General features: G+C 40.1%; 21 protein-coding genes and 1 tRNA gene. 13 read left to right on the top strand and 9 right to left on the bottom strand.

The annotated features are described in order from the left end of the window. Positions 1-88: 88 nt before the first annotated feature. From PVK79_RS14785 to bamJ, 3 genes are all read left to right on the top strand, one after another. Positions 89-179 (top strand) — tRNA-Ser (locus tag PVK79_RS14785). Positions 180-228: 49 nt separating this feature from the next. Further along, on the top strand, positions 229-615 hold the full coding sequence (locus tag PVK79_RS14780) for a hypothetical protein (RefSeq protein ID WP_179959208.1): 387 nt from the start codon (positions 229-231) through the stop codon (positions 613-615). Positions 616-719: 104 nt separating this feature from the next. Then, the gene (gene bamJ, locus PVK79_RS14775) at positions 720-1,337 is read left to right on the top strand and encodes a BamJ family beta-barrel-assembly machinery protein (RefSeq protein ID WP_182717447.1); all 618 of its coding nucleotides are present in this window, start codon (positions 720-722) and stop codon (positions 1,335-1,337) included. A 70-nt stretch (positions 1,338-1,407) separates the two neighbouring features. Here bamJ and PVK79_RS14770 read toward each other — a convergent pair whose 3' ends face one another. Then, on the bottom strand, positions 1,408-3,780 hold the full coding sequence (locus tag PVK79_RS14770; RefSeq protein WP_257326082.1) for a TonB-dependent receptor: 2,373 nt from the start codon (positions 3,778-3,780) through the stop codon (positions 1,408-1,410). Between the two features lie 150 nt (positions 3,781-3,930). Here PVK79_RS14770 and PVK79_RS14765 point away from each other — a divergent pair, with 150 nt between their 5' ends. Then, positions 3,931-4,458 carry a YaeQ family protein gene (locus PVK79_RS14765; RefSeq protein ID WP_182717449.1) on the top strand — a complete coding sequence of 176 codons (528 nt, stop codon included), beginning with the start codon at positions 3,931-3,933 and terminating at the stop codon, positions 4,456-4,458. A 4-nt stretch (positions 4,459-4,462) separates the two neighbouring features. On the opposite strand, the gene yfaE is transcribed toward PVK79_RS14765, so the two are convergent. The 5 genes from yfaE to ubiG all read right to left on the bottom strand — a co-directional run bounded on the left by yfaE (position 4,463) and on the right by ubiG (position 10,012). After that, the gene (yfaE, locus tag PVK79_RS14760) at positions 4,463-4,735 is read right to left on the bottom strand and encodes a class I ribonucleotide reductase maintenance protein YfaE (protein WP_145233207.1); all 273 of its coding nucleotides are present in this window, start codon (positions 4,733-4,735) and stop codon (positions 4,463-4,465) included. Continuing rightward, positions 4,735-5,865 carry a class Ia ribonucleoside-diphosphate reductase subunit beta gene (nrdB, locus tag PVK79_RS14755; RefSeq protein ID WP_145233209.1) on the bottom strand — a complete coding sequence of 377 codons (1,131 nt, stop codon included), beginning with the start codon at positions 5,863-5,865 and terminating at the stop codon, positions 4,735-4,737. The genes yfaE and nrdB overlap by 1 nt, the downstream gene beginning before the upstream one ends. Before the next feature lie 69 nt (positions 5,866-5,934). After that, complete coding sequence (gene nrdA, locus PVK79_RS14750; protein ID WP_145233211.1) at positions 5,935-8,217, bottom strand: class 1a ribonucleoside-diphosphate reductase subunit alpha; 2,283 nt, start codon at positions 8,215-8,217, stop codon at positions 5,935-5,937. A 401-nt stretch (positions 8,218-8,618) separates the two neighbouring features. Further along, positions 8,619-9,302: an HAD family hydrolase gene (locus tag PVK79_RS14745; RefSeq protein WP_257326081.1), complete on the bottom strand. Its 684-nt coding sequence runs from the start codon at positions 9,300-9,302 to the stop codon at positions 8,619-8,621. After that, a complete protein-coding gene (ubiG, locus tag PVK79_RS14740) occupies positions 9,302-10,012 on the bottom strand; it encodes a bifunctional 2-polyprenyl-6-hydroxyphenol methylase/3-demethylubiquinol 3-O-methyltransferase UbiG (RefSeq protein ID WP_145233215.1) in 711 nt (236 codons plus the stop codon). Before ubiG ends, PVK79_RS14745 begins: the two co-directional genes overlap by 1 nt. Positions 10,013-10,191: 179 nt before the next feature. Here ubiG and gyrA point away from each other — a divergent pair, with 179 nt between their 5' ends. From gyrA to pyrF, 9 genes are all read left to right on the top strand, one after another. After that, positions 10,192-12,891: a DNA topoisomerase (ATP-hydrolyzing) subunit A gene (gene gyrA / locus PVK79_RS14735; protein ID WP_182734225.1), complete on the top strand. Its 2,700-nt coding sequence runs from the start codon at positions 10,192-10,194 to the stop codon at positions 12,889-12,891. 113 nt (positions 12,892-13,004) lie between these two features. Then, a complete protein-coding gene (gene serC / locus PVK79_RS14730) occupies positions 13,005-14,087 on the top strand; it encodes a 3-phosphoserine/phosphohydroxythreonine transaminase (protein WP_182730601.1) in 1,083 nt (360 codons plus the stop codon). Next, the gene (gene aroA / locus PVK79_RS14725; RefSeq protein WP_257326080.1) at positions 14,087-15,364 is read left to right on the top strand and encodes a 3-phosphoshikimate 1-carboxyvinyltransferase; all 1,278 of its coding nucleotides are present in this window, start codon (positions 14,087-14,089) and stop codon (positions 15,362-15,364) included. Before serC ends, aroA begins: the two co-directional genes overlap by 1 nt. Positions 15,365-15,471: 107 nt before the next feature. Next, positions 15,472-16,182 (top strand): (d)CMP kinase, encoded by a 711-nt coding sequence (gene cmk, locus PVK79_RS14720; protein WP_149982486.1) that lies wholly within the window; start codon positions 15,472-15,474, stop codon positions 16,180-16,182. A gap of 93 nt (positions 16,183-16,275) precedes the next feature. Next, positions 16,276-17,943: a 30S ribosomal protein S1 gene (gene rpsA / locus PVK79_RS14715; protein ID WP_029216020.1), complete on the top strand. Its 1,668-nt coding sequence runs from the start codon at positions 16,276-16,278 to the stop codon at positions 17,941-17,943. A gap of 62 nt (positions 17,944-18,005) precedes the next feature. Continuing rightward, a complete protein-coding gene (gene ihfB, locus PVK79_RS14710; RefSeq protein WP_016707218.1) occupies positions 18,006-18,293 on the top strand; it encodes an integration host factor subunit beta in 288 nt (95 codons plus the stop codon). A gap of 21 nt (positions 18,294-18,314) precedes the next feature. Then, positions 18,315-18,596 (top strand): lipopolysaccharide assembly protein LapA domain-containing protein, encoded by a 282-nt coding sequence (locus PVK79_RS14705; protein WP_016707217.1) that lies wholly within the window; start codon positions 18,315-18,317, stop codon positions 18,594-18,596. Between the two features lie 2 nt (positions 18,597-18,598). Further along, entirely contained in the window at positions 18,599-19,735 is a 1,137-nt protein-coding gene (lapB, locus tag PVK79_RS14700; protein ID WP_145233226.1) for a lipopolysaccharide assembly protein LapB, read from the top strand. A 49-nt stretch (positions 19,736-19,784) separates the two neighbouring features. Then, positions 19,785-20,489: an orotidine-5'-phosphate decarboxylase gene (pyrF, locus tag PVK79_RS14695; protein WP_257326079.1), complete on the top strand. Its 705-nt coding sequence runs from the start codon at positions 19,785-19,787 to the stop codon at positions 20,487-20,489. Positions 20,490-20,717: 228 nt separating this feature from the next. Here the strand turns inward: pyrF and PVK79_RS14690 are convergent, their stop codons facing one another. The 3 genes from PVK79_RS14690 to PVK79_RS14680 form a co-directional block, all read right to left on the bottom strand. Continuing rightward, a complete protein-coding gene (locus PVK79_RS14690) occupies positions 20,718-22,205 on the bottom strand; it encodes an ATP-binding protein (RefSeq protein WP_257326078.1) in 1,488 nt (495 codons plus the stop codon). 2 nt (positions 22,206-22,207) lie between these two features. Beyond that, positions 22,208-22,963: a hypothetical protein gene (locus PVK79_RS14685; RefSeq protein WP_257326077.1), complete on the bottom strand. Its 756-nt coding sequence runs from the start codon at positions 22,961-22,963 to the stop codon at positions 22,208-22,210. A 776-nt stretch (positions 22,964-23,739) separates the two neighbouring features. After that, positions 23,740-24,570, bottom strand: coding sequence for a CvfB family protein (locus PVK79_RS14680; RefSeq protein ID WP_257326076.1), 831 nt, complete (start codon positions 24,568-24,570; stop codon positions 23,740-23,742). Positions 24,571-24,572: the final 2 nt, after the last annotated feature.

Raw genomic sequence — 24,572 nt, 5'->3', positions numbered from 1 at the left:
GCTTTGAGTAATTGTAACGATTAATTTGAACTTTTTTACTTTTAGGGCTTTACAACAAGGCGGCTAACCCCTATTATCCGCGCCGTACGGAGAGATGGCAGAGTGGTCGAATGCACCGGTCTTGAAAACCGGCAGGGGTTTATAGCCCCTCTAGGGTTCAAATCCCTATCTCTCCACCATATTTAAAAAGCCGCCTTATGGGCGGCTTTTTGCTATCTGGAGTTTAAGATGTCACAGCAAAATCAATTAAACACCACACAACGGGTGCTAAAACACGTACTGTTATGGTCGGTGTTTGGCTACTGTTATCACAGTGCTATTAACTTACTCGTTAAAATGGCGATGGATGCACAACCAGAGCATGTATTGCTCACAGCTATGCTTTACTGCCTAGGCTTTAATCTATTAGCTGGGCATTTAATTACTAAATATGATAAATACTGGCCAGAAATTGCGGCAATATTTATTGGTTGTATCGGTTTATTAGTCGTGCCGGTGCTATTAGTTGGTACGCAGGCATTACTGAGTCGTCCATTACTTGCTGGTATTTTAATCAGCTTGCCAATCTTGACTTTTGCTGTGCGCTTAATAAAGCGAAAACTCACTAAAAACTAGCTCTAAAGAAGCCCAAAAGGGCTTTTTTTTATGATAGCATAGGCGCGTCTTTTAACTGATACCAGCGTTATTAAGCTTGGTATAAACAAAACGTGAAACATATTATGTCAGATAATTTTACTACAGATGCTGAAAAAGCAAGTTACGGTATTGGCCTACAGATGGGTGAGCAACTTAAAGCTAACCCTTTCGAAGGTTTAAACTTAAATTCAGTATTTGCAGGCATGAAAGATGCGTATGTGGGCGGCGATTTCCAAGTTGAGATCCCTGAGATCCAAGCTGCATTCGAAAAAATCAACACTGAAATCCAAGCACGTCGTGAAGAAGAAGCGAAAGTACTTGCAGCTGAAGGCATTGCATTCTTAGAAGAAAATGCAAAACGTGCTGAAATCACAGTGACTGAGTCTGGTCTTCAATATGAAGTACTAGCAACAGGTGAAGGCAACAAGCCAACTGCTGAGTCAACAGTGCGTGTTGATTATCACGGTACACTTATCAACGGTACTGTATTTGACAGCTCTTATGAGCGTGGTCAACCTGCTGAGTTTCCAGTTGGTGGCGTGATCAAAGGCTGGACTGAAGCATTACAAATGATGCCTGAAGGCACCAAATGGCGTATCTATGTTCCTCATGAGCTTGCTTATGGAGAACGTGGTGCCGGTGCTGCAATTGCACCATTCTCAACACTGGTATTTGACGTTGAGCTACACGAAATTCTTTAATTAGAAATTGAGTAATAAAAAGCCGCGCTAATAACTATTAGCGCGGCTTTTTTATGGTTATTTACTGAGATCAGAAATAACCACGTAGACCAATTCTAAAGTTACGCCCAGGAAGTGGCGCTTCATCTTTAATAAATGAACTATGTACAAAACCCAGTTCATCCGTAATATTATCAACGTTGATATAAAACTGTGTATCTACCGGACCGACACTTAATTGATAATTTGCTTGCGCATCAAACAGTGTATAGCCATCAGTTGCGGTTTCATAAGCCGTAATATCACGTTGTTCAAAGTAGTGTGTGCCAGTTAAGCTGAACTGCCAATCACTGATATTATACTGAAATTCTGAACCTAACTTATTTGCCGGAATACGCGGTAAATACCCTTCATCATCAGCAAGTTTTGCAGTGGTTGAGTCACCAAATACTTTTACCATCGCATTTGAATTTAATTGATAATGTGCATCAAATTCAATGCCGTATAATTTCGCATTTTTACTGACAAATTGATAAACAGCCATACCATCATCGTGGCCAGGCTCTGCAGCTTCAAGGCCGTGCTCTTCATCAAACATTAACCCCGTGTTTTGCTGATAGTAAAAATTGGCAATGTCGTTATAGAAAAAGTTAACCGTATAACCAAAATCGCCACTAAAGCGTCTAAAGCCAAAATCAATATTGGTTGATGTTTCTTGTTTGATATTTTCAGGTTCGAAGTGAATTTCACCGTCTTCTATCGCGTAGCCTAAACCAAGCTCATAGGTGCCAGTTGCAATATGGACACCATTTGATAATAGCTCGGCTGATAACGGTGCGCGTTCAGAGTGTGACACGCTCAGCGCAATACTTTGTCCGGGTGTATATTGCCAAATAGCGCCTGCTGAAGCGCTCAGATTAGTAAAGCTTTTACTGTAAGGCGTTATTTCATTGGCGTGTTCATCAGTATGATCATCTTCATGGTCATGCGCAGCAGCACCGACATTACTATCAATATTATAATCTTCAATACGCGCACCTAATTCTAATGTCACGTTGCCAAACTGTTTTTCTTCGAGGATAAATAATGCATGAGTAGTCGTTTTGCTAGCGGGTGTGAAGGCTTCTTCACCATCGGCATCATAATCAGATTCACTAAAATGATAACCAGCCATACCATGCCAATTACCTAACTTATGCTCGATATTTAAACGTGCTTCAGTGGTTTCATTACTAAAGATAGTACCGATCGCGCCATCTTCAATTTCAGCATGGCGATAATCAGTATAACCTAGACGTAAATTAATAGTTTCAATCCAGTTGTTGTGTAATGCATAGCTCATCAAACCTTGCCAGCGATCTTGTTCTACACGCGCATAAACGGCTTCTTCTTCGCCTTCATCATGGTCGTGTTCGTGTTCGTGATCATGGCTATGTGCTGGAATACCGTAGTCGGTTTCAATACGGCCATAAGAAACACCTAGCGTTAAATGCTCACCTACATAGCTGGTACCAAAGTTAACGGTTTGGCTATCAATAAAGGTATTTTTTACCGAGGTGGCTGTTTCATGCTCTTCTTCGTCATGACCCTCATGATCTTCGTGCTCTTCTTCAGGTAAGTTAAAACGCGGAGTTTGGTAGTCATCACCAGTGCGTTTGGTACCGTCAAAATGGAAGTTAAAGTTGTTATGGCCCGTCTCAAGCTTGGCAGCATAGGTGTTGGCATTTGAAACTGTGTCATGGCTGTATTCAACAGCCCCAGTTAACTGCTCGATATTATCAGTTGGAATGCGGTTATCTACTACGTTAACTACGCCACCAATCGCGCCTGAGCCATAAAGTAGCGTAGCTGGGCCACGCAAAACTTCAATCTGTTCTGCAGCTAGGCTGTCATTCGATGTTGCGTGATCTGGGCCAATACGTGACGCATCGCTGCTGTCTAAGCCATTTTGGGTGATTTTAACGCGAGGGCCATCTAGGCCACGGATTATAGGGCTAGATGAAACAGGGCCAAAATAGCTGGCATTAACACCCGGAAGCCCTTTGAGCGTTTCGCCTAACGTGGGTTTTGCTTTATTGCGCAGTTCATCACCACTGAGTACACTCACTGGTGAAATCATCTCTAAGCTATTTTTATGCAGGGCAGAGGCATACACAACGACAGATTCAACTGACGTAGGTACAAGCGTGATATTTAGAGCAGAACTGGTTTCAGTTACTTGAACTCTAGCATCAACAAAATTATTTTTACTAATATGTAATTGGCTATTAGCATCAATATTAATACTAAATCGGCCATTCTCGTCAGTTTTAATTGACTGTGCTTTACCGTGTACGTGCACATCGGCATAGCTGAGTGGTTGCTTGTTATTGTCAAAAACTTGCCCAGTTACCAGCGCAGCATGAGCAGAAAAAGAGCTTAAAGCAGTGATAATTGCAGTTGATATTAAGGAATGTCGGATCATGGTTACTACGTTGTTGCTATTATGTTGTGATATAATATAACACCATCATTTGTGCTGATCAATAATGTTATACCATAACTTTTAAAATAAACGTGCTTATATCAGATTGGGCTATACTCAATAGGAGTAACGGCGAGACTGGTGAATATTATGTCTGATAAAACACGTATTTTTAAAGCACGATTTAGCATAGCTGATCTGCGTCATCAGCGTAATCACAAAGAAATTTTTACCACAGCGTTGACTAAAAATGAAACACTGGAGCATTTTGTTTTAAAGCTATTAGGCTATTGTATTTTATCTTATGACAGCCATGCAGTGCTTAATAAACTTGCTGATAAACTACAGCCAGATGTAGGAATTCAAGCGTTGGATGAACATTATAAAACCTGGTTAAGTGTTGATAAACCTGACCTTGATGAATTAGTTAAGATCGCTAAGCAAGTGGATGAATTATTAATTTTAACAACGGGCAATAGTGAATGGTTAACGCAATCTCAGTCACGGTTAAAGTTATTTGATAATAGCCATATTATTGAGATTGACCAGCAGTTTATTGATGATATTCAGGTGGATTTAACCCGCAGTTTAAATTGGGATGTAACCATAGATGAAAGTAGTTTAATGATCAGTGATAAAATACATTGCTATGAAACAAAGCAGTTTGACTGGCATTAACAAATTACTTCAAATTGAGAGTGATATTGCCATCGGGTTTACAGCAGCACAGCAGTACTTCTCCATCACGTACAAAGGCGAGTGGTTCTTCGTTATAGGTGACTTGCCCTGCTACTAGGGTTGCTCTACAGGCACCACAATATCCTTCTCTACACTGAAAAGGAATTTCATATTGCTGTTGTTCTAGGCAGTCTAAAAGGGAATGACAGCCAGTGTCAAAATCTACACACTGGCTATTATCTGCAAAGTGGATCTTTGCAGTTTTGTTGCTGGTCATTAGAGATCGAAGTCACCGAAATCAGAGGCATTAACTTGAGAGTCAATTTGGCCTACAAGGTATGAGCTGATCTCCGCTTCTTGTGGAGCAACTTGTACATTGTCTGACACTAACCATGAATTGATCCATGGGATAGGGTTACTGCTGGTTTTAAACTGTGTTGGTAAACCAACTGCAGTCATACGAGCATTAGTAATGTACTCAACGTATTGGCATAAAATATCTTTGTTTAAGCCAATCATTGAACCATCTTTAAACAGGTATTCAGCCCATTCTTTTTCTTGTTCAGCAGCATCAACAAACATCTTGATCGCTTCATCACGACACTGGGCTGCTACGATAGCCATTTCAGGATCGTCTTTACCATCTTGCATAATATTCAAAATATGCTGAGTACCAGAAAGATGAAGCGCTTCATCACGGGCGATCAGCTTAATAATTTTAGCGTTACCTTCCATTAATTCTCGCTCTGCAAACGCAAATGAACAGGCAAAACTGACATAAAAACGGATCGCTTCTAAGATATTCACTGACATCATTGCAAGGTATAAAAGCTTTTTAAGTTCAAATAAACTGATATGAACTGTTTCGCCATTAAGTTCATGTTTACCTTCACCGTATAAGTTATACACAGCCACTTTATTAATTAATTCATCGTAATATTTAGTTACGGCATCAGCACGTTCACTGATCTTTTCGTTACTAACGATATCATCAAAAATAAGCTCAGGGGCTTGGGTAACGTTACGAATAATATGTGTATATGAACGGCTATGGATTGTTTCACTAAATGCCCATGTTTCAATCCAGGTCTCAAGTTCTGGGATCGACACAATTGGCAGTAACGCAACATTAGGCGAGCGACCTTGCACACTATCAAGTAAGGTTTGATATTTTAAGTTACTTAAAAATATATGTTTTTCGTGATCAGGTAAGGCCTGAAAATCTAACCGATCTTTACTTACATCGACTTCTTCAGGACGCCAAAAAAACGATAGTTGTTTTTCAATTAGCTTTTCGAAAATAGGGTACTTCTGTTGATCATAACGCGATACGTTAACGGTTTGGCCGAAAAACATCGGTTCTTGTAGTTGGTTATTATGGTTTCGGCTAAAAGTAGTATAAGACATAAGATCACTCAAAAAACGAACAGGGAAAAGCGGGCGTATAGCCCGCTTCCAATTTATATTTATTACCGATTAGATTTTACACGCACCGCCTGCACAATCATCATCTTCCACTTCTGGTGTATCTTCTTGCATATCAGATGCACCATCACGGGTGTTATGGTAGTAAAGGGTTTTAACGCCAAGTTTGTAAGCACCCAGTAAATCTTGTAATAAGACCTTCATTGGTACTTTACCACCTTCAAACTTATTTGGATCGTAGTTAGTATTGGCAGAAATTGTTTGATCAACAAACTTTTGCATAATACCCACTAATTCTAAATAACCTTTATTTGATGGGATATCCCACAATAATTCATAATTATTTTTAAGGCGTTCATACTCAGGTACAACTTGTTTTAAAATACCATCTTTACTGGCTTTAACACTGATATGACCACGTGGTGGTTCAATACCATTAGTTGCATTTGAAATTTGCGACGATGTCTCAGATGGCATCAACGCAGATAACGTTGAGTTACGCATACCATGCTCTTTGATATTGGCACGTAATGTATCCCAATCTAAATGCAATGGTTCATCACAAATTTTATCCAAATCACGTTTGTACGTATCGGTTGGCATAATACCTTGCGAATACGTTGTTTCGTTAAATTTAGGACATGCACCACGTTCTTTAGCCAGTTCATTTGAGGCTTTCATCAGGTAATACTGAATTGCTTCAAATGTTTTGTGAGTCAGTGCATTGGCACTGCCATCAGAATAACGTTTGCCATTTTTAGCAAGGTAATATGCGTAGTTGATTACGCCTATTCCGAGTGTACGACGGCCCATAGTTGCATTATGTGCTGCTGGCACCGGGTAGTCTTGGAAATCCAGTAAGTTATCAAGTGCACGTACCGCAAGTTCTGCAAGCTCTTCAAGTTCATCCAGTGACTCAATCGCACCTAAGTTAAAGGCCGACAGCGTACACAGTGCAATTTCACCTTCTTCATCATTAACATTGTTAAGTGGTTTAGTTGGCAATGCAATTTCTAAACATAAGTTAGATTGGCGAATTGGTGCCACTTTAGCAATGAACGGGCTGTGTGTATTACAGTGGTCAACGTTTTGTAAATAGATGCGGCCAGTGCTAGCACGCTCTTGTGCAAACATTGAAAACAGCTCAATAGCTTTAATACGTTTTTTACGAATTGACTCGTCTTGTTCATATTGTACGTAAAGACGATCAAATTCATCTTGATCTTCAAAAAATGCATCATATAAACCAGGCACATCAGACGGGCTGAATAATGTGATGTAATCATCTTTGATCAAACGTGAGTACATTAGTTTATTAAACTGTACACCGTAATCTAAGTGACGAACGCGGTTATCATCAACACCACGGTTGTTTTTAAGCACTAATAAGTTTTCAACTTCTAGATGCCAAAGTGGATAGAACAGGGTTGCTGCGCCACCACGGACACCACCTTGCGAACAACTTTTAACAGCCGTTTGAAAGTGCTTATAAAACGGGATACAACCGGTGTGGTATGCTTCACCATTGCGAATAGGGCTACCTAGTGCGCGAATACGACCAGCATTAATACCAATACCTGCACGTTGCGATACGTATTTTACAATCGCTGATGAGGTTGCATTAATTGAATCTAGGCTGTCACCGCATTCAATCAGTACACATGAACTGAATTGACGCGTAGGGGTACGAACTCCCGCCATAATAGGCGTAGGTAATGAAATTTTGAACAATGACACCGCATCGTAAAAACGCTTTATGTAGTCTAAACGCGTTTCTTTTGGGTAATCAGAGAACAAGCTGGCTGCAACTAAAATATATAAAAACTGTGCGCTTTCATAAATTTCACCCGTAACACGGTTTTGTACTAAATATTTACCTTCAAGCTGTTTAACAGCAGCATAGCTGAAGTTTAAATCACGTCCATGATCAAGGTATTCATCCAGTTGATCAATTTCTTGCTCTGTGTAGTCAGCTAGTAAGTGTGCATCGTAACGCTTATCTTCAACTAACTTAACGATATGATCATACAAGCGCGGTGGCTCAAATTGACCATAGGCTTTTTTACGCAAATGGAATACAGCTAAGCGGGCTGATAAATATTGATAATCAGGCGACTCTTTAGAGATCTGATCAGCGGCCGCTTTGATGATGGTTTCATGGATGTCTTCAGTACGAATACCATCATAAAACTGGATGTGCGATTTCAGCTCAACTTGTGAGACAGACACATTATTTAGACCTTCGGCGGCCCAAGCAATAACGCGATGGATCTTATCTAAATCAAGTGACTCTTTACGGCCGTCACGTTTGCTTACAGATAGCTGTTGGTTCATAGTTTTGCCTGTATTCCTTGGGATATAATATTTTTTAGTGACACATTTTTCTTAAAATAAATTTTTTATTGCAATAAAATTGTATTAGCGCGAATTTAATTGAATAACATTTAGCCACAACATCTGGTGTTCATCAAATTCTAGATCACAAGATAGTGTGGTATGCGATCATTTGCAAGGGGCATAAACGCCCCTAATTGTGGATAACGTTGGGATAACACGCTTGTGTTAGTAGCCATTAACCTTTGACCATCTGATTAAAATGAAATTTATAAAAATCAACTGATGATCGATTAAATTTACGCATTTTAAAAATAAATTTTGGCTGCTTTTTTTATCAACAAACAATGTGCAAAAAGTAACACGATCACAATATGTAGTGGTTAAAATTTAACATGGCACTATATATGGTTAAATGCATCAATAGGTGATTGCCAATTAAAATCGGCTTGCCAACTCAATGCTTCAGCTTCACTAGGGATGTAGCCCCACAACGCAGCAGCGCTGTGCATGTTTGCAGCCTTGGCTGCAATTATGTCACGCTGCGCATCACCTATATACAAACAACGACTCGGATCAACATCTAACAGTTGGGCTGTATGCAGTAAAGGTAAAGGAGATGGTTTAGCGATATCGAGGGTGTCACCACTGACAATGGCCTGTGCATCTTTGAGTTCAGCAATTGCAGCAACTAATGGAATAGTCAAAAACTCAGGTTTATTAGTCATGATCCCCCATTTGATCTGTTGTTGATCAAGCGCGATTAATAATTGTGCAATTCCAGTAAAGCATTGACTATGGGTGGCAATATTATCTGCGTAGGCCGTTAATAGCTGCTGGCGTAAGTCAGCTTGATTTGGGTGATCGTGCCATTGCTGACCAAATCCAGCTGCAAGCAGCGCCATTGCACCGTTAGAAGCTGCAGGACGATATATATCAGCGGTTACTAATGGTTGGTTATGATCAGCGAGTACGTAATTAAGCGCAGCCCCTAAATCATCTGCGGTATCGAGTAATGTACCGTCTAAATCAAAAATAAAGGCGTCGTAATCAATTGAGGGGGTTGCTGTGTTAAAACCAGCCATTACGCTAGTTTCTCAAAATGCAGAATATAATTAACGCTTACATCGGTATTTAAGCTGTACTGCTTTGATAAAGGGTTATAACTTAATCCCGCACTAGCACGTACTTTGAGGCCCGCTTGTTCTGCCCATGCAATGAGTTGTGCTGGTTTGATAAACTTTTTGTGATCATGGGTTCCATCAGGCACCATCTTCAATAATTTTTCCGCCCCGATAATTGCGTACAAATATGCTTTTGGGGTTTTGTTTAATGTAGAGAAAAATACATCGGCACCAGGTTTCGCTAATTCTGCTACTGCATGAATGATAGATGCAGGGTCTGGCACATGCTCTAACATTTCCATACAAGTAATAGTATCAAAGCGGGCAGGGTGTTCGCTGGCATACTGTTCGGCAGGTATTTTTATATAGTCAACGTTTACACCGGTTTCTAAACTGTGCAGTTTCGCAACGGTTAACGGCTCTTGACCCATATCAATACCAGTCACATGTGCGCCCATTCGCGCCATACTTTCACTCAATATACCGCCACCACAGCCGACATCGAGTGTTTCTTTGTCGAATAAGCCTTTGGCCTTGTCGGCAATAAAATCTAATCTTAATGGATTAATTTCATGAAGGGGTTTAAATTCGCCTTCACGATCCCACCAACGCTCAGCGATGGCTTCAAACTTTGCAATTTCTGCACTATCTACATTCTGATGTTCGGTCATAAAAAACTTCCTCGTCAATCTCAGGCCATTATATAGGGGTAAATTAATAAATCGCAAAGATTTAGCGCCTGTAAATCTAAATTAATTGTGGTAGCATGACTTGGTAATAATAACTAAATCCCCGCAAGCGCCCATATGTGGCACTTTCGTGGGTCAATACTGAAGGAATGTGATATCAAATGACTGATTTCGCCAATGAAATTCTGCCAGTCAATATTGAAGACGAGTTAAAAAACTCCTATTTAGATTACGCAATGAGCGTAATTGTAGGACGAGCACTACCAGACGTACGTGATGGTTTAAAACCTGTTCACCGCCGCGTTTTGTTTGCTATGAACGAGCTTAATAATGATTGGAATAAGCCTTACAAAAAATCAGCCCGTGTGGTTGGTGATGTAATTGGTAAATACCATCCCCATGGCGACAGTGCGGTGTATGACACAATCGTACGTATGGCCCAGCCATTCTCTTTACGTTATATGTTAGTTGACGGCCAAGGTAACTTTGGTTCAGTTGATGGTGACTCAGCAGCAGCAATGCGTTATACCGAAGTCCGTATGGCGAAAATGTCTCATGAGCTTTTGGCTGATCTTGAAAAAGAGACTGTTGATTTTGTACCTAACTATGATGGTACAGAGCAAATTCCTGACGTATTACCGACCAAAGTTCCTAACTTATTAGTGAACGGTTCATCGGGTATTGCGGTAGGTATGGCGACGAACATTCCTCCTCATAACTTAACTGAAGTTGTGAATGGCTGTTTAGCACTTATTCAAAACCCTGAATTAACCATTCATGAACTAATGGATTATATTCCGGGCCCAGATTTTCCAACTGCGGCAATTATCAACGGTAAAAAAGGCATTGAACAAGCCTATTTAACTGGCCGTGGCAAAGTGTACATGCGTGCACGTGCGGAAATTGAAGTTGACGAAAAAACCCATCGTGAAACGATCATCGTTCACGAGATCCCTTATCAAGTAAATAAAGCCCGCTTAATCGAAAAGATTGCTGAGCTTGTTAAAGATAAGAAGATTGAAGGCATTAGTGCATTACGTGATGAATCAGATAAAGACGGTATGCGTATCGTTATCGAGATCAAACGTGGTGACGTAGGCGAAGTGATCTTAAACAACCTTTATGCACAAACTCAGTTACAAACTGTGTTTGGTATGAACATGGTTGCGTTGATCAATAACCAGCCTAAGTGTTTCAACTTAAAAGAAATGCTTGAAGAATTCATCATTCACCGCCGTGAAGTAGTGACCCGTCGTACGGTATTTGACCTACGTAAAGCCCGCGATCGTGCACACATGCTTGAAGGCTTAGCAATTGCACTTGCTAACATTGACCCAATTATCGAGCTTATTCGTAACTCACCAACGCCAGCTGAAGCTAAAGTAGCACTTGCTAGCCGTCCGTGGGAATTAGGTAATGTGAAAGCCATGCTTGAAAAAGCCGGTGAAGCAAATGTTGCCCGTCCAGATTGGTTAGCGGATGACTTAGGCATTCGTGATGGTCAGTATTATATTTCTGAGCAACAAGCCCAAGCAATTCTAGATTTACGCTTACACAAGCTTACTGGTCTTGAACATGAAAAGATTCTAAGCGAATACCAAACGTTATTAGATTTAATTGCCGAGCTTTTATATATTCTTGCTAATCCTGAGCGTTTAATGGAAGTTATTCGCGATGAGTTAGTTGAAATTAAAGAGCAATACGGCGACGAACGTCGTACTGAAATTAATGCCGCGGCTCATGATATTAGTCTTGAAGACTTGATCACTGAAGAAGACGTGGTCGTAACCCTATCTCACGAAGGGTATGTGAAGTATCAGCCATTGTCTGATTACGAAGCACAGCGCCGTGGTGGTAAAGGTAAATCAGCAACCAAGATGAAAGATGAAGATTTCATTGAACGTCTGCTAGTTGCTAATACTCATGACACGATTCTTTGTTTCTCAACGGCGGGTCGCTTATATTGGCTTAAAGTGTATCAATTACCACTTGCCAGTCGTGCAGCCCGTGGTAAGCCAATTGTAAACTTATTGCCGCTTGAAGCAGACGAACGTATTACGGCTATCTTGCCAGTACGTGAGTATGAAGAAAATAAATACATCTTTATGGCAACTGCATTCGGTACCGTGAAGAAAACACCATTGACTGCGTATAGCCGTCAACGTGCTAGCGGTATTATTGCCGTTAACTTAAACGACGGTGATAGCTTGATTGGTGTCGATATCACTGATGGTAGCAACGAAATCATGTTGTTTACTGATGCTGGTAAAGTTGTTCGCTTTAAAGAAGCAGAAGAATCACCTGTTTTAGATGAAAATGGCAACCCAGTACTTGATGAAAACGGAAATCCGGAAATCAAGTTCAAGGGTGTTCGTCAGATGGGCCGAACTGCAACAGGTGTTCGTGGTATTAAGATGCCTGAAGGGCAACGTGTTGTATCATTAATTGTACCTAAGACGAATGGTGCTATCTTAACCGTGACAGAAAACGGCTACGGTAAGCGTACATTGCTCAGTGACTACCCTGCTAAGAGTCGTGCGACTCAAGGTGTGGTATCAATCAAAGTAAGTGAGCGTAACGGTGCTGTAGTTGGTGCTGTACAAGTTGACGATAACGATGAAATCATGATTATCTCTAATCGAGGTACTCTGGTGCGAACTCGCGTTAATGAAGTTTCTACCGTTGGGCGAAATACCCAAGGTGTTATTTTGATAAGAACTATTGACGAAGAGCAAGTAGTTGGTTTACAACGTATCGAAGAGATCGAAATCGATGAGCTTAACGCTATTATCGAAGGTGAAAGCGTTGAACTAGTCGACACTGTTAATGATGACGCTGGGGATAATCCTCCAGAGGCATAACATTAATCATTAAAGCGGCTTCGGCCGCTTTTTTTTACTATAAAAATCAAAAAATTAATTGTTAAAATTAGCAATTAAAAACAATTGTTAAATTACTGGAATGAGGAAAGGTAATGAGTATATATAATTTTTGTGCTGGGCCTGCAATGTTACCGCCAGCTGTGATGGAAAAAGCACAAAAAGAATTTCTTGATTGGCAAGATTTAGGTGTATCGGTGATGGAGATCAGTCACCGTAGTAAAGAATTTTTAGCATTAACGGCACAATGTGAAGCAAGCTTACGCCGGTTAATGAATATCAGCGATGAATTTGAAGTGCTGTTTATGCATGGCGGTGGTCGAGGCCAATTTGCTGCAGTGCCACTGAACCTGCACCAAGCAGGTAAAGACGCCGTATATTGTGAAAATGGTGTGTGGTCTAAAGGTGCGGTTGACGAAGCGGTTAAATTTACTACCGTCACTGAGCTTGATGTCCGTAATGACACAAATGAGCAATTTTCTATCAAACCAGTTAGTGAGTGGCAATTTCCAGCCGATCCTTCATACATCCACTATTGCCCAAATGAAACCATTGATGGCATTGAAGTGTTTGATGTACCAAGTCACCCAACAGCGCCGATCGTTGCAGACATGTCATCAACTATTTTATCGCGTGAATTTGATGTTGATCAGTTTGATTTAATTTACGCTGGTGCACAAAAGAATATTGGTCCATCAGGCCTTGCCATTGTGATCATTCGTAAAACGTTGCTTGAACGTGAAGGGGTTGCAAAGCCAGGTATATTTGATTACGCACTCGAAGTAAAACAAGGCAGCATGTATAACACGCCACCTACGTTTGCTTGGTATTTAGCGGCAGAAGTATTTGACTGGCTTGAGCAAAACGGTGGTGTTAAAGCCATGGAACAGCAAAATATAGCAAAAGCCGAACTGCTATATGGCTTTATTGATGAATCACCGTTTTATAGTAATAAGGTTGCTAAGCATTGTCGTTCACGTATGAATGTGCCTTTTTGGCTCAATGATGAAAGCTTAAATGCACAGTTTTTAGCCCAAGCAAAAGAAGCTGGCTTACTTGCACTTGAAGGTCACCGTATTGTTGGCGGTATGCGTGCGAGTATTTACAACGCCATGCCACTTGCCGGTGTACAAGCGTTAGTTGACTTTATGGCGAAATTTGCCAAGGAGCACAGTTAATGGAGCAGTTACGGTTAGAGCCAATCAATCTAGTAAATGGCAGTGTTACCTTACCTGGCTCAAAAAGTTTATCAAATCGTATTTTATTGTTAGCGGCACTTGCGCAAGGTACAACGGTTGTAGAAAATTTATTAGACAGTGATGATATTCGTCATATGCTTGGTGCATTAAAATTATTGGGCGTTGATGTCAGTCTTAATGATGATAAAACTGTAGCCACTGTAAAAGGTGTTGGCGGGCAGTTTTTAACTCCAGCTGAGCCATTGTTTTTAGGTAATGCAGGCACCGCGTATCGTCCACTGACTGCGGTATTAGCAGCGGTGAAGGGGAACTATGAACTAATTGGCGAGCCACGTATGGAGGAACGTCCAATTGGTCACCTAGTTGATGCATTACAAGCGCTCGGTGGGGATGTTAGTTATTTAAAAAATAAAGACTATCCGCCACTTAAAATTGTTGGTGGGCAAATTAATGGCGGCAACGTTGCAATTGATGGCAGTATTTCGAGCCAATTTCTTACAGCATTATTAATGGCTGCGCCGTTATTTAATGGCGATACGTGCATTACAATTAAGGGTACGCTGGTATCTAAACCGTATATTGATATTACTTTAGATGTAATGGCTCGCTTTGGCATATCGGTATCTCACGATAACTATAAAACCTTTACTGTAAAAGGTGCGCAGCAATACCAAGCTGTTGAGCGTATTATGGTTGAAGGGGATGCATCAAGTGCATCTTACTTTGTCGCTGCGGCGGCAATTGCCGGTGGTGAAATCGAGATCAAAGGTGTAGGTGCCAAATCTGTGCAAGGCGATATTGGCTTTGCAAAAGTGATGGAGCAGGTCGGTGCTAAAATAGATTGGTATGACGAGCGCTTAGTGGTACGTAAAGGTGAATTAAAAGGTGTTGATATCGATGCCAATGCTATTCCTGATGCGGCGATGACCCTTGCAACAGTGGCGTTATTTGCAGATGGACCAACCGCTATTCGTAATATTTATAACTGGCGCGTAAAAGAAACTGATCGCTTACATGCAATGGCGACGGAGCTGCGTAAAGTCGGCGCTGAGGTAGTTGAAGGTGAAGATTTCATCGAAATAACACCGCCAAAACACTTTAACGATGTGGCGATTGATACCTATGACGACCACCGTATTGCGATGTGTTTTGCCATGGTAGCGGTAGGCGGCAAGCCAATAACTATCAATGATCCTAAGTGTACATACAAGACATTTCCAACATTTTTCAATGTACTAGCATCAGTTAGTCAATAAATGACTAAAGTTGAAATATAAAAAGTTACATACAAAAAGCGGATATATTTAATTAAGTAACGTATAATGTCGCAGTTTTATTTTGGTGTGCATTGCAGGAGGTTTAAATGCAGGCGTTATTAATGCCCGTGATCACCGTTGATGGCCCAAGTGGTTCAGGTAAAGGAACTGTTTGTCGCTTGTTAGCCGATAAATTAGGGTGGGATGTACTGGATAGTGGCGCGATTTATCGCGTATTAGCACTAGCAGCACTTCATCACCAAATTGCACTAGACAACGAAGAGGCATTGGTGCCTTTAGCTGCTAACTTAGATGTGCAGTTTTTAGTTGATAGTCAAACTAACGCTGGAAAGGTTATTCTGGAAGGTGAAGATGTATCAACAACAATTCGAAATGAAGAAGTAGGAGCTGCCGCTTCAAAAGTAGCAGCTTTACCGCGCGTAAGAGAAGCATTATTACGGCGCCAACGTGCATTTCGAACTGAAAATGGGCTAATAGCCGATGGCCGCGATATGGGCACTGTGGTGTTCCAAGATGCTCCATTAAAAATTTATTTAACCGCTAGTGCAGAAGAACGCGCGCGCCGACGTTTTGTTGAGTTGAATGAACGCGGTCTTGATGTTACACTAAGTGGTCTATTAGAAGATATTCAAGCACGTGATGACCGCGATATGAATCGTGCTGTTGCGCCGCTTGTACCAGCTGACGATGCTATTGAACTCGATACTAGCGAGCTTAATGCACAGCAAGTGTTTGATAAAGTTATGACTTTATTAGATGCAGCGATCGTCGAAGGTAAACTTCCAAAGCGACGATAAACTATTTATGCGCCAGCAGGATGCCAGTGCTATTTTAACAACCCCATGCAGCATGGTTGCTTATTGGTAATAATATATGAGACGTATATTCGTATGTCAGAAAATTTTGCGCAGTTATTTGAAGAAAGCTTAAAGGGTTTTGAAGCAGAGCAAGGCTCTATCGTTAAAGGTACAGTTATCTCTATCGAGAACAACATTGTACTTGTAGATGCTGGTCTTAAATCAGAAAGTGCTATCCCTGCAGAGCAGTTCAAAAATGCTGCTGGTGAACTAGAAGTTGCTGTTGGCGACGAAGTAGATGTTGCACTAGATGCAATTGAAGACGGTTTCGGTGAAACTATCCTTTCTCGTGAGAAAGCGAAGCGTCACGAAGCGTGGATCCGTCTTGAGAAAGCATGTGAAGAGCAAGAGACTGTTACTGGTGTTATCAACGGTAAAGTTAAAGGCGGTTTCACTGTTGAAGTTGATTCAATCCGTGCTTTCCTACCTGGTTCACTTGTTGATGTTCGTCCAGTACGTGACACAACTCACCTTGAAGGCAAAGAGCTTGAATTTAAAGTAATCAAGCTTGATCAAAAACGTAACAACGTTGTTGTTTCACGTCGTGCAGTTATCGAATCTGAAAACTCACAAGAACGTGAAGAGCTTCTTGCTAACCTTGTTGAAGGTCAAGAAGTTAAAGGTATCGTTAAGAACCTTACTGACTACGGTGCGTTCGTTGACCTTGGTGGTGTTGATGGTCTACTACACATTACCGATATGGCGTGGAAGCGTGTTAAGCACCCTTCAGAAATCGTTAATGTTGGCGACGAAATCGCAGTTAAAGTTCTTAAATTCGACAAAGATAAAACTCGTGTATCTTTAGGCCTTAAACAGCTTGGTGAAGATCCATGGGCAGCTATCGCTGGTCGTTACCCAGAAGGTTCTAAACTTTCTGGTCGTGTAACTAACCTTACAGATTACGGTTGCTTCGTAGAAATCGAAGAAGGCGTTGAAGGTCTAGTACACGTTTCTGAAATGGATTGGACTAACAAGAACATCCATCCTTCTAAAGTTGTTAGCTTAGGCGACACTGTTGAAGTTATGGTTCTTGAAATCGACGAAGAACGTCGTCGTATTTCACTTGGTCTTAAGCAATGTATTGCTAATCCTTGGCAAGAATTTGCTCGTCTACAAAACAAAGGCGATCAAGTTACTGGTAAGATCAAATCAATCACTGACTTCGGTATCTTTATCGGTCTTGACGGTGGTATTGACGGTCTTGTACACCTTTCAGACATTTCTTGGAATACACCTGGCGAAGACGCTGTACGTGAATTCAAGAAAGGCGACGAAATCACTGCTATCGTATTGCAAGTTGACCCAGAGCGTGAACGTATCTCTCTAGGTGTTAAGCAAATCGAAGCTGACCCATTCAATAACTACCTTGATGCAAACAAAAAAGGTGCTATTGTTAAAGGTAAAGTGACAGAAGTTGATGCGAAAGGCGCAACTGTTGAACTTATCGAAGGCGTTGAAGGTTACATCCGTGTAGCTGATATCGCTCAAGAGCGCGTTGAAGATGCAACTACTGTTGTTTCTGTAGGCGACGAAATTGAAGTGAAATATGTTGGTGTTGATCGTAAGAACCGCACTTTAAGCCTTTCAGTTAAAGCTCTTTTCGAAGCAGAAGAGAAAGAAGTACTAGAAAAGCTTAAGAAAGAAGAGCCAGTGTTCGAAAACGCAATGGCAGCTGCATTCGCAAATGCACAAAAAGACTAATTAATCAGTCTTAATTGGAAGGGCAGTGTTGCCCTTCCTTTATCTCTTTTTAAGGAAACGTTATGACTAAGTCAGAATTGATAGAACAATTAGCCGAGCAACACGCGCATGTACCTGTGAAAGATGTTGAGAATGCTGTTAAAGAAATTCTTGAACAAATGGCCGGCTCATTATCAAGCTCAGATCGTATTGAAATCCGTGGCTTTGGTAGTTTCTCATTACACTTTCGTTCACCTCGTACAGGTCGTAATCCAAAGACTGGCGACACGGTTGAGTTAGAAGGTAAGCACGTACCACATTTTAAACCAGGCAAAGAGTTACGAGATCGCGTAAACGCGAGCATTGCCTAGTTACTTAGTTGGAGTAGTTACTTGTTTAGGGTATTAAAAATTATCCTGGTAGCAATATGCTTAATTTTTGCATTTGTACTTGGTTCGCAAAATCCACAGTTAGTGCAAATAAATTATATTATTGCCAGCAATACTTTACCCCTCGCAATGATAATAAGTATCTGCTTTGCTTTAGGTGTCGCAATTGGTTGTTTTATTAGCTTTAAATTGTTTTCGCAATTAAAGTGGCAAAACTATCGTTTGAAAAAAAAATTAGCGCCTGAAAAAGATAATAATAAGCTTGTTGCTAATAAAGACACCTAACTATGATTGAGCTTTTGTTTTTACTTTTACCTGTTGCGGCTGGTTATGGCTGGATCATGGGTAAAAATAGCGCTAAAAACCAAGCTCATCAACTTAATCGTCAGATCACATCTGAATACAGTAAAGGCTTAAAGTTTTTACTCGACAGAGAGGAAGATCAAGGCCTTGAGCACTTAATCAACTTGCTTGAAGTCGCCGCTGACTCTGTTGAACATTATTCTACATTAGCAACGATGTTTCGCCGCCGAGGTGAATTAGATCGTGCAATAAAAATCCACGAATTACTGCTCAAACACCCAAGCCTTAATGAACAACAAGCTGCTGCTAGTCGCCTTGAACTTGCTGAAGATTATATTATGGCGGGTTTGCTTGATGGCGCCGAAGAACATTTAGTGTGGTTAGTAAAAGCCAACCACAGTGATGCATTAGAGCCGATACTTAATTTATATTCGCAAACACGCGAATGGGAAAAGGGTATCAATATGTTTGAAGCACACAGTGATTTATTTTCAAAGCCGCAACATTTCAAAGCCATTGCTAACTTTTATTGTGAAGCTGCGTTGCTTAGCAATGATCCGCAAATTATGCGCAAAGCCATTAGCCTAAATCATAAAGCGATCCGCCCATTATATGAATTAGGTAAATCAGCATTTGCAAAAGAAGATTACGTAAAAGCAATTTATTATTGGCGTGAGCTGATCTGTAGTTTCACTTTTTTTGCACCCTTGTTTATAGATGATTTAGCTCACAGTTATGAGCAATTAAACTTAACCCACCAATTTCATGAATTATTACAGCAGCTACTTGATAAGGGTGGGGTGCTAATAAAAATAAAACATTGCCAAGCATTACTTGAGCAAGGGCATACCGAACAAGCAATTAAATTTTTAACTGATAGTTTAAAACGTCAGCCGACAATTCGTGGCTTTAGTTTTTTATTACAGCTATTAGCAAAACAAAATAATGATATTAAAGATGTACTAGACCAAATAGATAAACTGGTCACATCTTATATTGCGACCAAGCCAGATTTTCAGTGCCAACACTGTGGCTTTACCAGTCATACAATTTATTGGGTTTGTCCTTCGTGCAAACATTGGGAAACCATAGTACCGAGCCGTGGTTTAGACGGTTTTTAGTTTTCTATAAAAATATTCACTTACTTCTACAATCAGTTTTAGGAAAGTTATGTCTCTCGAACATTCAAAAAAAGTTCTTATCGCCCTCGATTACAATGATCAGCAAACCGCTTTAAACTTTGTAAAGCAATTATCGCCTGATACATGTCGTTTAAAAGTAGGCAAAGAAATGTTTACCTATTTTGGACCTGCTTTTGTAAAAGAATTAATTGACCTAGGCTTTGACGTATTCTTAGATTTAAAGTTTCATGATATTCCAAATACGGTTGCCAAAGCGGTTACCGCAGCTGCCAAAATGGGTGTTTGGATGGTTAATGTTCACGCCAGTGGCGGTGTTGAAATGATGACTAAAGCCAAACAAGCGCTTGAGCAATTTGGTGATAAAGCGCCATTATTAATTGCCGTTACCGTTTTAACCAGTATGGATGAAAACGAACTAAAGCGTTTAGGTGTTGAAAAAACGCCTGCAGAGCAAGTTATCTATTTAGCAAAACTTGCTAAAGAGTCAGGCCTTGACGGGGTAGTGTGCTCAGCGCAAGAAGCGAAAAAATTAAAAGCAGAGCTAGGTGAAAATTTTAAACTAGTGACCCCAGGCATTCGCCCAGCAGGCAGTGATGCAGGAGATCAAAAACGTATCATGACACCAAAGCAAGCAATTGAAGATGGCAGCGATTATTTAGTTGTTGGTCGCCCAATTACGCAAGCCGCAGACCCAGTCGCGGTTCTTAAAGAAATTAATGACTCGATAAAATAAACAAGCGTTATTTTAATTAGTACTATTACTAATACTAGAAAAAAGAGCAAAGTATTTACTTTGCTCTTTTTGTTTCTGGGTATACAAACTTAATAACTTGGCGATGAATAGTCCGCAATGTGACAATTGCGGATTGTTAGGAATTATAATGTTTGACCCCATTGGGGCTTTCTTATGTATAAGGGGGAGGTCAGAGACCTCCTGCTACCAGATAATGCGCGCTTTTTCCTACATCCAAATAGCTTGATTAACGGTACTTCTAACTCGTTTGAAAGTTTGAGGGCCTATTTGTGGGTACCCTAGTAACACATCATCAGGAGTATTAACTAAATCTTCCAGAGTTTTAATACCGTTTTGATCAAGTAAGCCAACCATGTAATCGGTTAACCCATATGGGTAAGCATTTGATTTTTTGAGAATATGTATTTCTTTATTCAAGATATCTAATTCATGTTCCGGCAAAGGCTCTGGTAGCTCTAACTTATACAACTCACTACCACGATGGAATTCTACTGCATCGTCCTTAAAAGATAGCCACTTATCTTGCATTACTGTATTTATCCGGCCATGTTCTAGGTACTCAGTGATATTACATAAATTAAGAACATAGCGGGTTCCACGCCCTCTAGACTTCATTGCTCTCGAAACTTCTTTTCTGGCAATAAAGCCTACATATTCGAGTATTTCCAAGGGTTTATTTAATCTTTGCCCTATCTCCCTTAAGACTAAAACTGAGCGCTCACTTTTTTCACCTGCTTTTTCGAAGAAGATCTCAGCTATTTCTTGGGCTGGTGTAACCATCGGCTCATATACACCCAGCTTAGGTTCAATTTCTTCAAGTAGTGGCCAGAAGTAATTACTTGCAAGTTGTTTAAATGACTCTGATATATGGGTTATCGTAACCGATGAAGATCCGTTTATTGAAGTTATCAATTGATTACAGCTGTATATAAAAGATCTCATATTACCAAGCACTGCAACCCCCATGAGTTTGCATACATCTGATTTAGTTAAGTTTTTAGTGAATTTTGAATCATCTAGAGAGGTTGAAAACCTTCTGTTTAATACTTCTACAAACAGTTCTGCATAATCGGAGGCTGTCTCTGAACGGTTAACATCAATCACTGTTGCATCATTATATACATCAAATCTAGTACCAAATTTGGTTACTCCAGGGTATATTGATGCCTTACAAGAAATAGTGTTATTCGACAGTGTTCTAAAAATATCGAAAAAGTCAGATAAGCTTGTTTCCCGTCCAATATGTGCAGCATCATCAAAAAGAAGGACAATTCTTTTTGACAACTTTGATGAAACCTGGATTAAAATTTGTTGCAACTCCGAAACTGTATAAGCAACCTCATAAATTTCAATTTCTGGTAACTGTTTTTGAATCTCCCCTATGACTAACTTACAAAATAATTCGATATATTTTGAACCTGATGTTCGCAACAAATCTAAATGTCGTAAGCTAACATAGATACCTACAGCGGTACCTTCTGCACTTCTAGGATAAAGGCCAATTGATGCTTCAATCATTAAAGCACTTTTACCACAACCACGAGCACCTTTTAACAATACAGGGCCGTGTGCTCGTAGCTTCGAAATGCATTTTTTGTCTTGCGACGTAAAATAGTGATATTCAGAAAACTCACTAGAGTCAAAATCTTCAGCCGCGAGAACTAGAGAATTATCTTCGTAAACTTCATATTCCATAATTAACTTAACTCCAATTCTTTTGATTTTTTATAGTCATTAAAACTCTGCTCAAGGTTAGCCTTTTTATAAGTATGTGGAACTTGTGAAATTAGTAGGCTGATTGATGAGACTATATATAGTGTTTCGTTTAAAATTGATATGACAGTATCTCGGTCTAAAATTGATTCCGGAGGCACGAGTAACTCGTGGTGAATTCCTTTTGATAGAGATGAGTACGCAGTGTTTATTTTAGACTTAATAGATTCAATGGCACTAGCTGCGGTGGTACTACTGAACCGAGTATACCAATCTCCCATCGAACTTTCAGAGCCTTCATCAATAACCAACTCTGCACTATGGATTAGCACAAGTTGAACTTGATATGCCCCAAAAATGGCACGAGTGGGATTTTTTAGTGATTTATCATCCCATAAATTATTTACGGCATTATCTACAATATCTCCTTGCCACCGTATTGATGAAGAATGAGGCTTGCCTAAATCATAGTCAGCTTGCTCTTGTTTGCCTTTCATTAATAAAATTTTGAAAGGATCGATTCTAGCAATCAATGCAGTCATACTTAGCTCTAGTATAGCTCTACCTAAATATGGCCCATATAAACCTAACTTTTCATCTGAAAGACCTTGAACCTCTATTAATTCGCAAGTTACTTTTTTTAGGGATGCCTCAAGGTGCAATAATATTTTATCAAGTTCTTCATTCGAATCAAAGTTAGTGCCACAAACTAGCCTGACAAAACTATCTATATTTTCCACTTATTTTTAACCTCGCCAAAATTAATTGATATCTGTTATGAATATAAATTAAGCCTCTGTTTACATTCTATTCAAAAAGAAATCAATAAACCAATTTTTTATTAAAATCAGATAGATAATATATCGAGACAGCGTATAACATTTTAGTATTTATGCGACACGTAGTTAGTGTTACATCATCGATTGTTTGACTGAGGTGCTACCTACTCGGTGTATCAGAGATGGTTGCTATTTATGCTATGGACTTTACCTATGTAGAAAGGCTTTTTATGGCCTAAGCGATATCTAGACAATTACATTGGCGTGTCTATCGCATCTAAGCTATTCCTGCGTTACTCAGTTTTCACTATGTGTCTATTAAACCTAATGTTTAGCTGTTAAGCAATGATCTTTTTCTCACGCACAGTCGCAACTAGCCTGAGCAGTTAAGCAGGTTAACTTTTTGATTTAATTCAGCAAGCAAGGTTACTAACTCGTTCGCGCTACTTTATTTGTCACCACACTTAAATAATTCATCACACCAGTAAATGGCAAGACGCCTATTAACAGTTAGAGCTATGGATAAATCAAAGGTAACGTTATGCGTAACCGTTTTTAACTGGCAGGTAATCTCTCATATTTGCCATTGAAGCTTATAAAAATAAAAAAGAGTAAAGTTTCACTTTACTCTTTTCTTTATCATTTTATATTGACCGCTGACCGCTGACCGCTGACCGCTGACCGCTGACCGCTGACCGCTGACCGCTGACCGCTGAGCTGACCGCTGAGCTGACCGCTTACTTAAGCCTAATAGACTTGGCTTCAATATCAATTAGGCCTTGCTTAAACAAACCGCCAATGGCTTTTTTATAATTTGCTTTACTGGTTGAGAAAACTTTTTTAATTGTCTCAGGATCCGATTTATCACCTAAAGCAATAACACCGCCTTCGGATTTTAATCTATCCATTATTTTCTCACCCAAGTCACTTACTTTTGCCATACCTGGTTTTTCAAGAATAACGTCAATTTTTCCGTCTTCACGTACTTTTTGAATAAATCCAGTTAAGCGTTGGCCAACAAACATGTTTTTAAACACCATGTTGTAAAATATAACGCCGTAATGTGCTTCTTCTATTAATACTTTATAGCCAATATCGGTTTTGCCAGCGACAATTAATTGTACTTCTTGCAGCGGCGCGTACTCAGGCTCCGTTTTATTGATAAAACGATTAAAGTTATTTGATGCACAAATACGGCCACTGGCGTTATCTAAATACAAACGTACTAAATAAGAATAGCCTTCTTGCATTCTTGGCTTTTGTTCGTTGAACGGTGCCAGTACATCTTTATCAAGCCCCCAATCTAAAAAAGCGCCAATGCTGTTGATTTCTTTAACACGAAGTAGGGCGTATTCACCTACTTGAGCTAACGGCTTTTTAGTTGTTGCAGTGGCGAGATTAGCATTATCTAAAAAGATAAAGACGCTGACACTGTCGCCAGCTTCTAGCTCATGTTTAATTTCACTGCTTGGTAAAAAAACTTCACCCAGATCATGACCATCAAGGTACGCGCCTTCGTTACTTACTTCGTTAACGAATAGGGTTTGGGTGGTTCCAAGGTAACTCATAA

It is taken from the genome of Pseudoalteromonas rhizosphaerae, from assembly GCF_028885455.1.
Classification (GTDB): Bacteria; Pseudomonadota; Gammaproteobacteria; order Enterobacterales; family Alteromonadaceae; genus Pseudoalteromonas; species Pseudoalteromonas rhizosphaerae.
The sequence above is the reverse complement of the archived record's forward strand: the minus strand, read 5'-3'. Positions and strand labels throughout refer to the sequence as shown.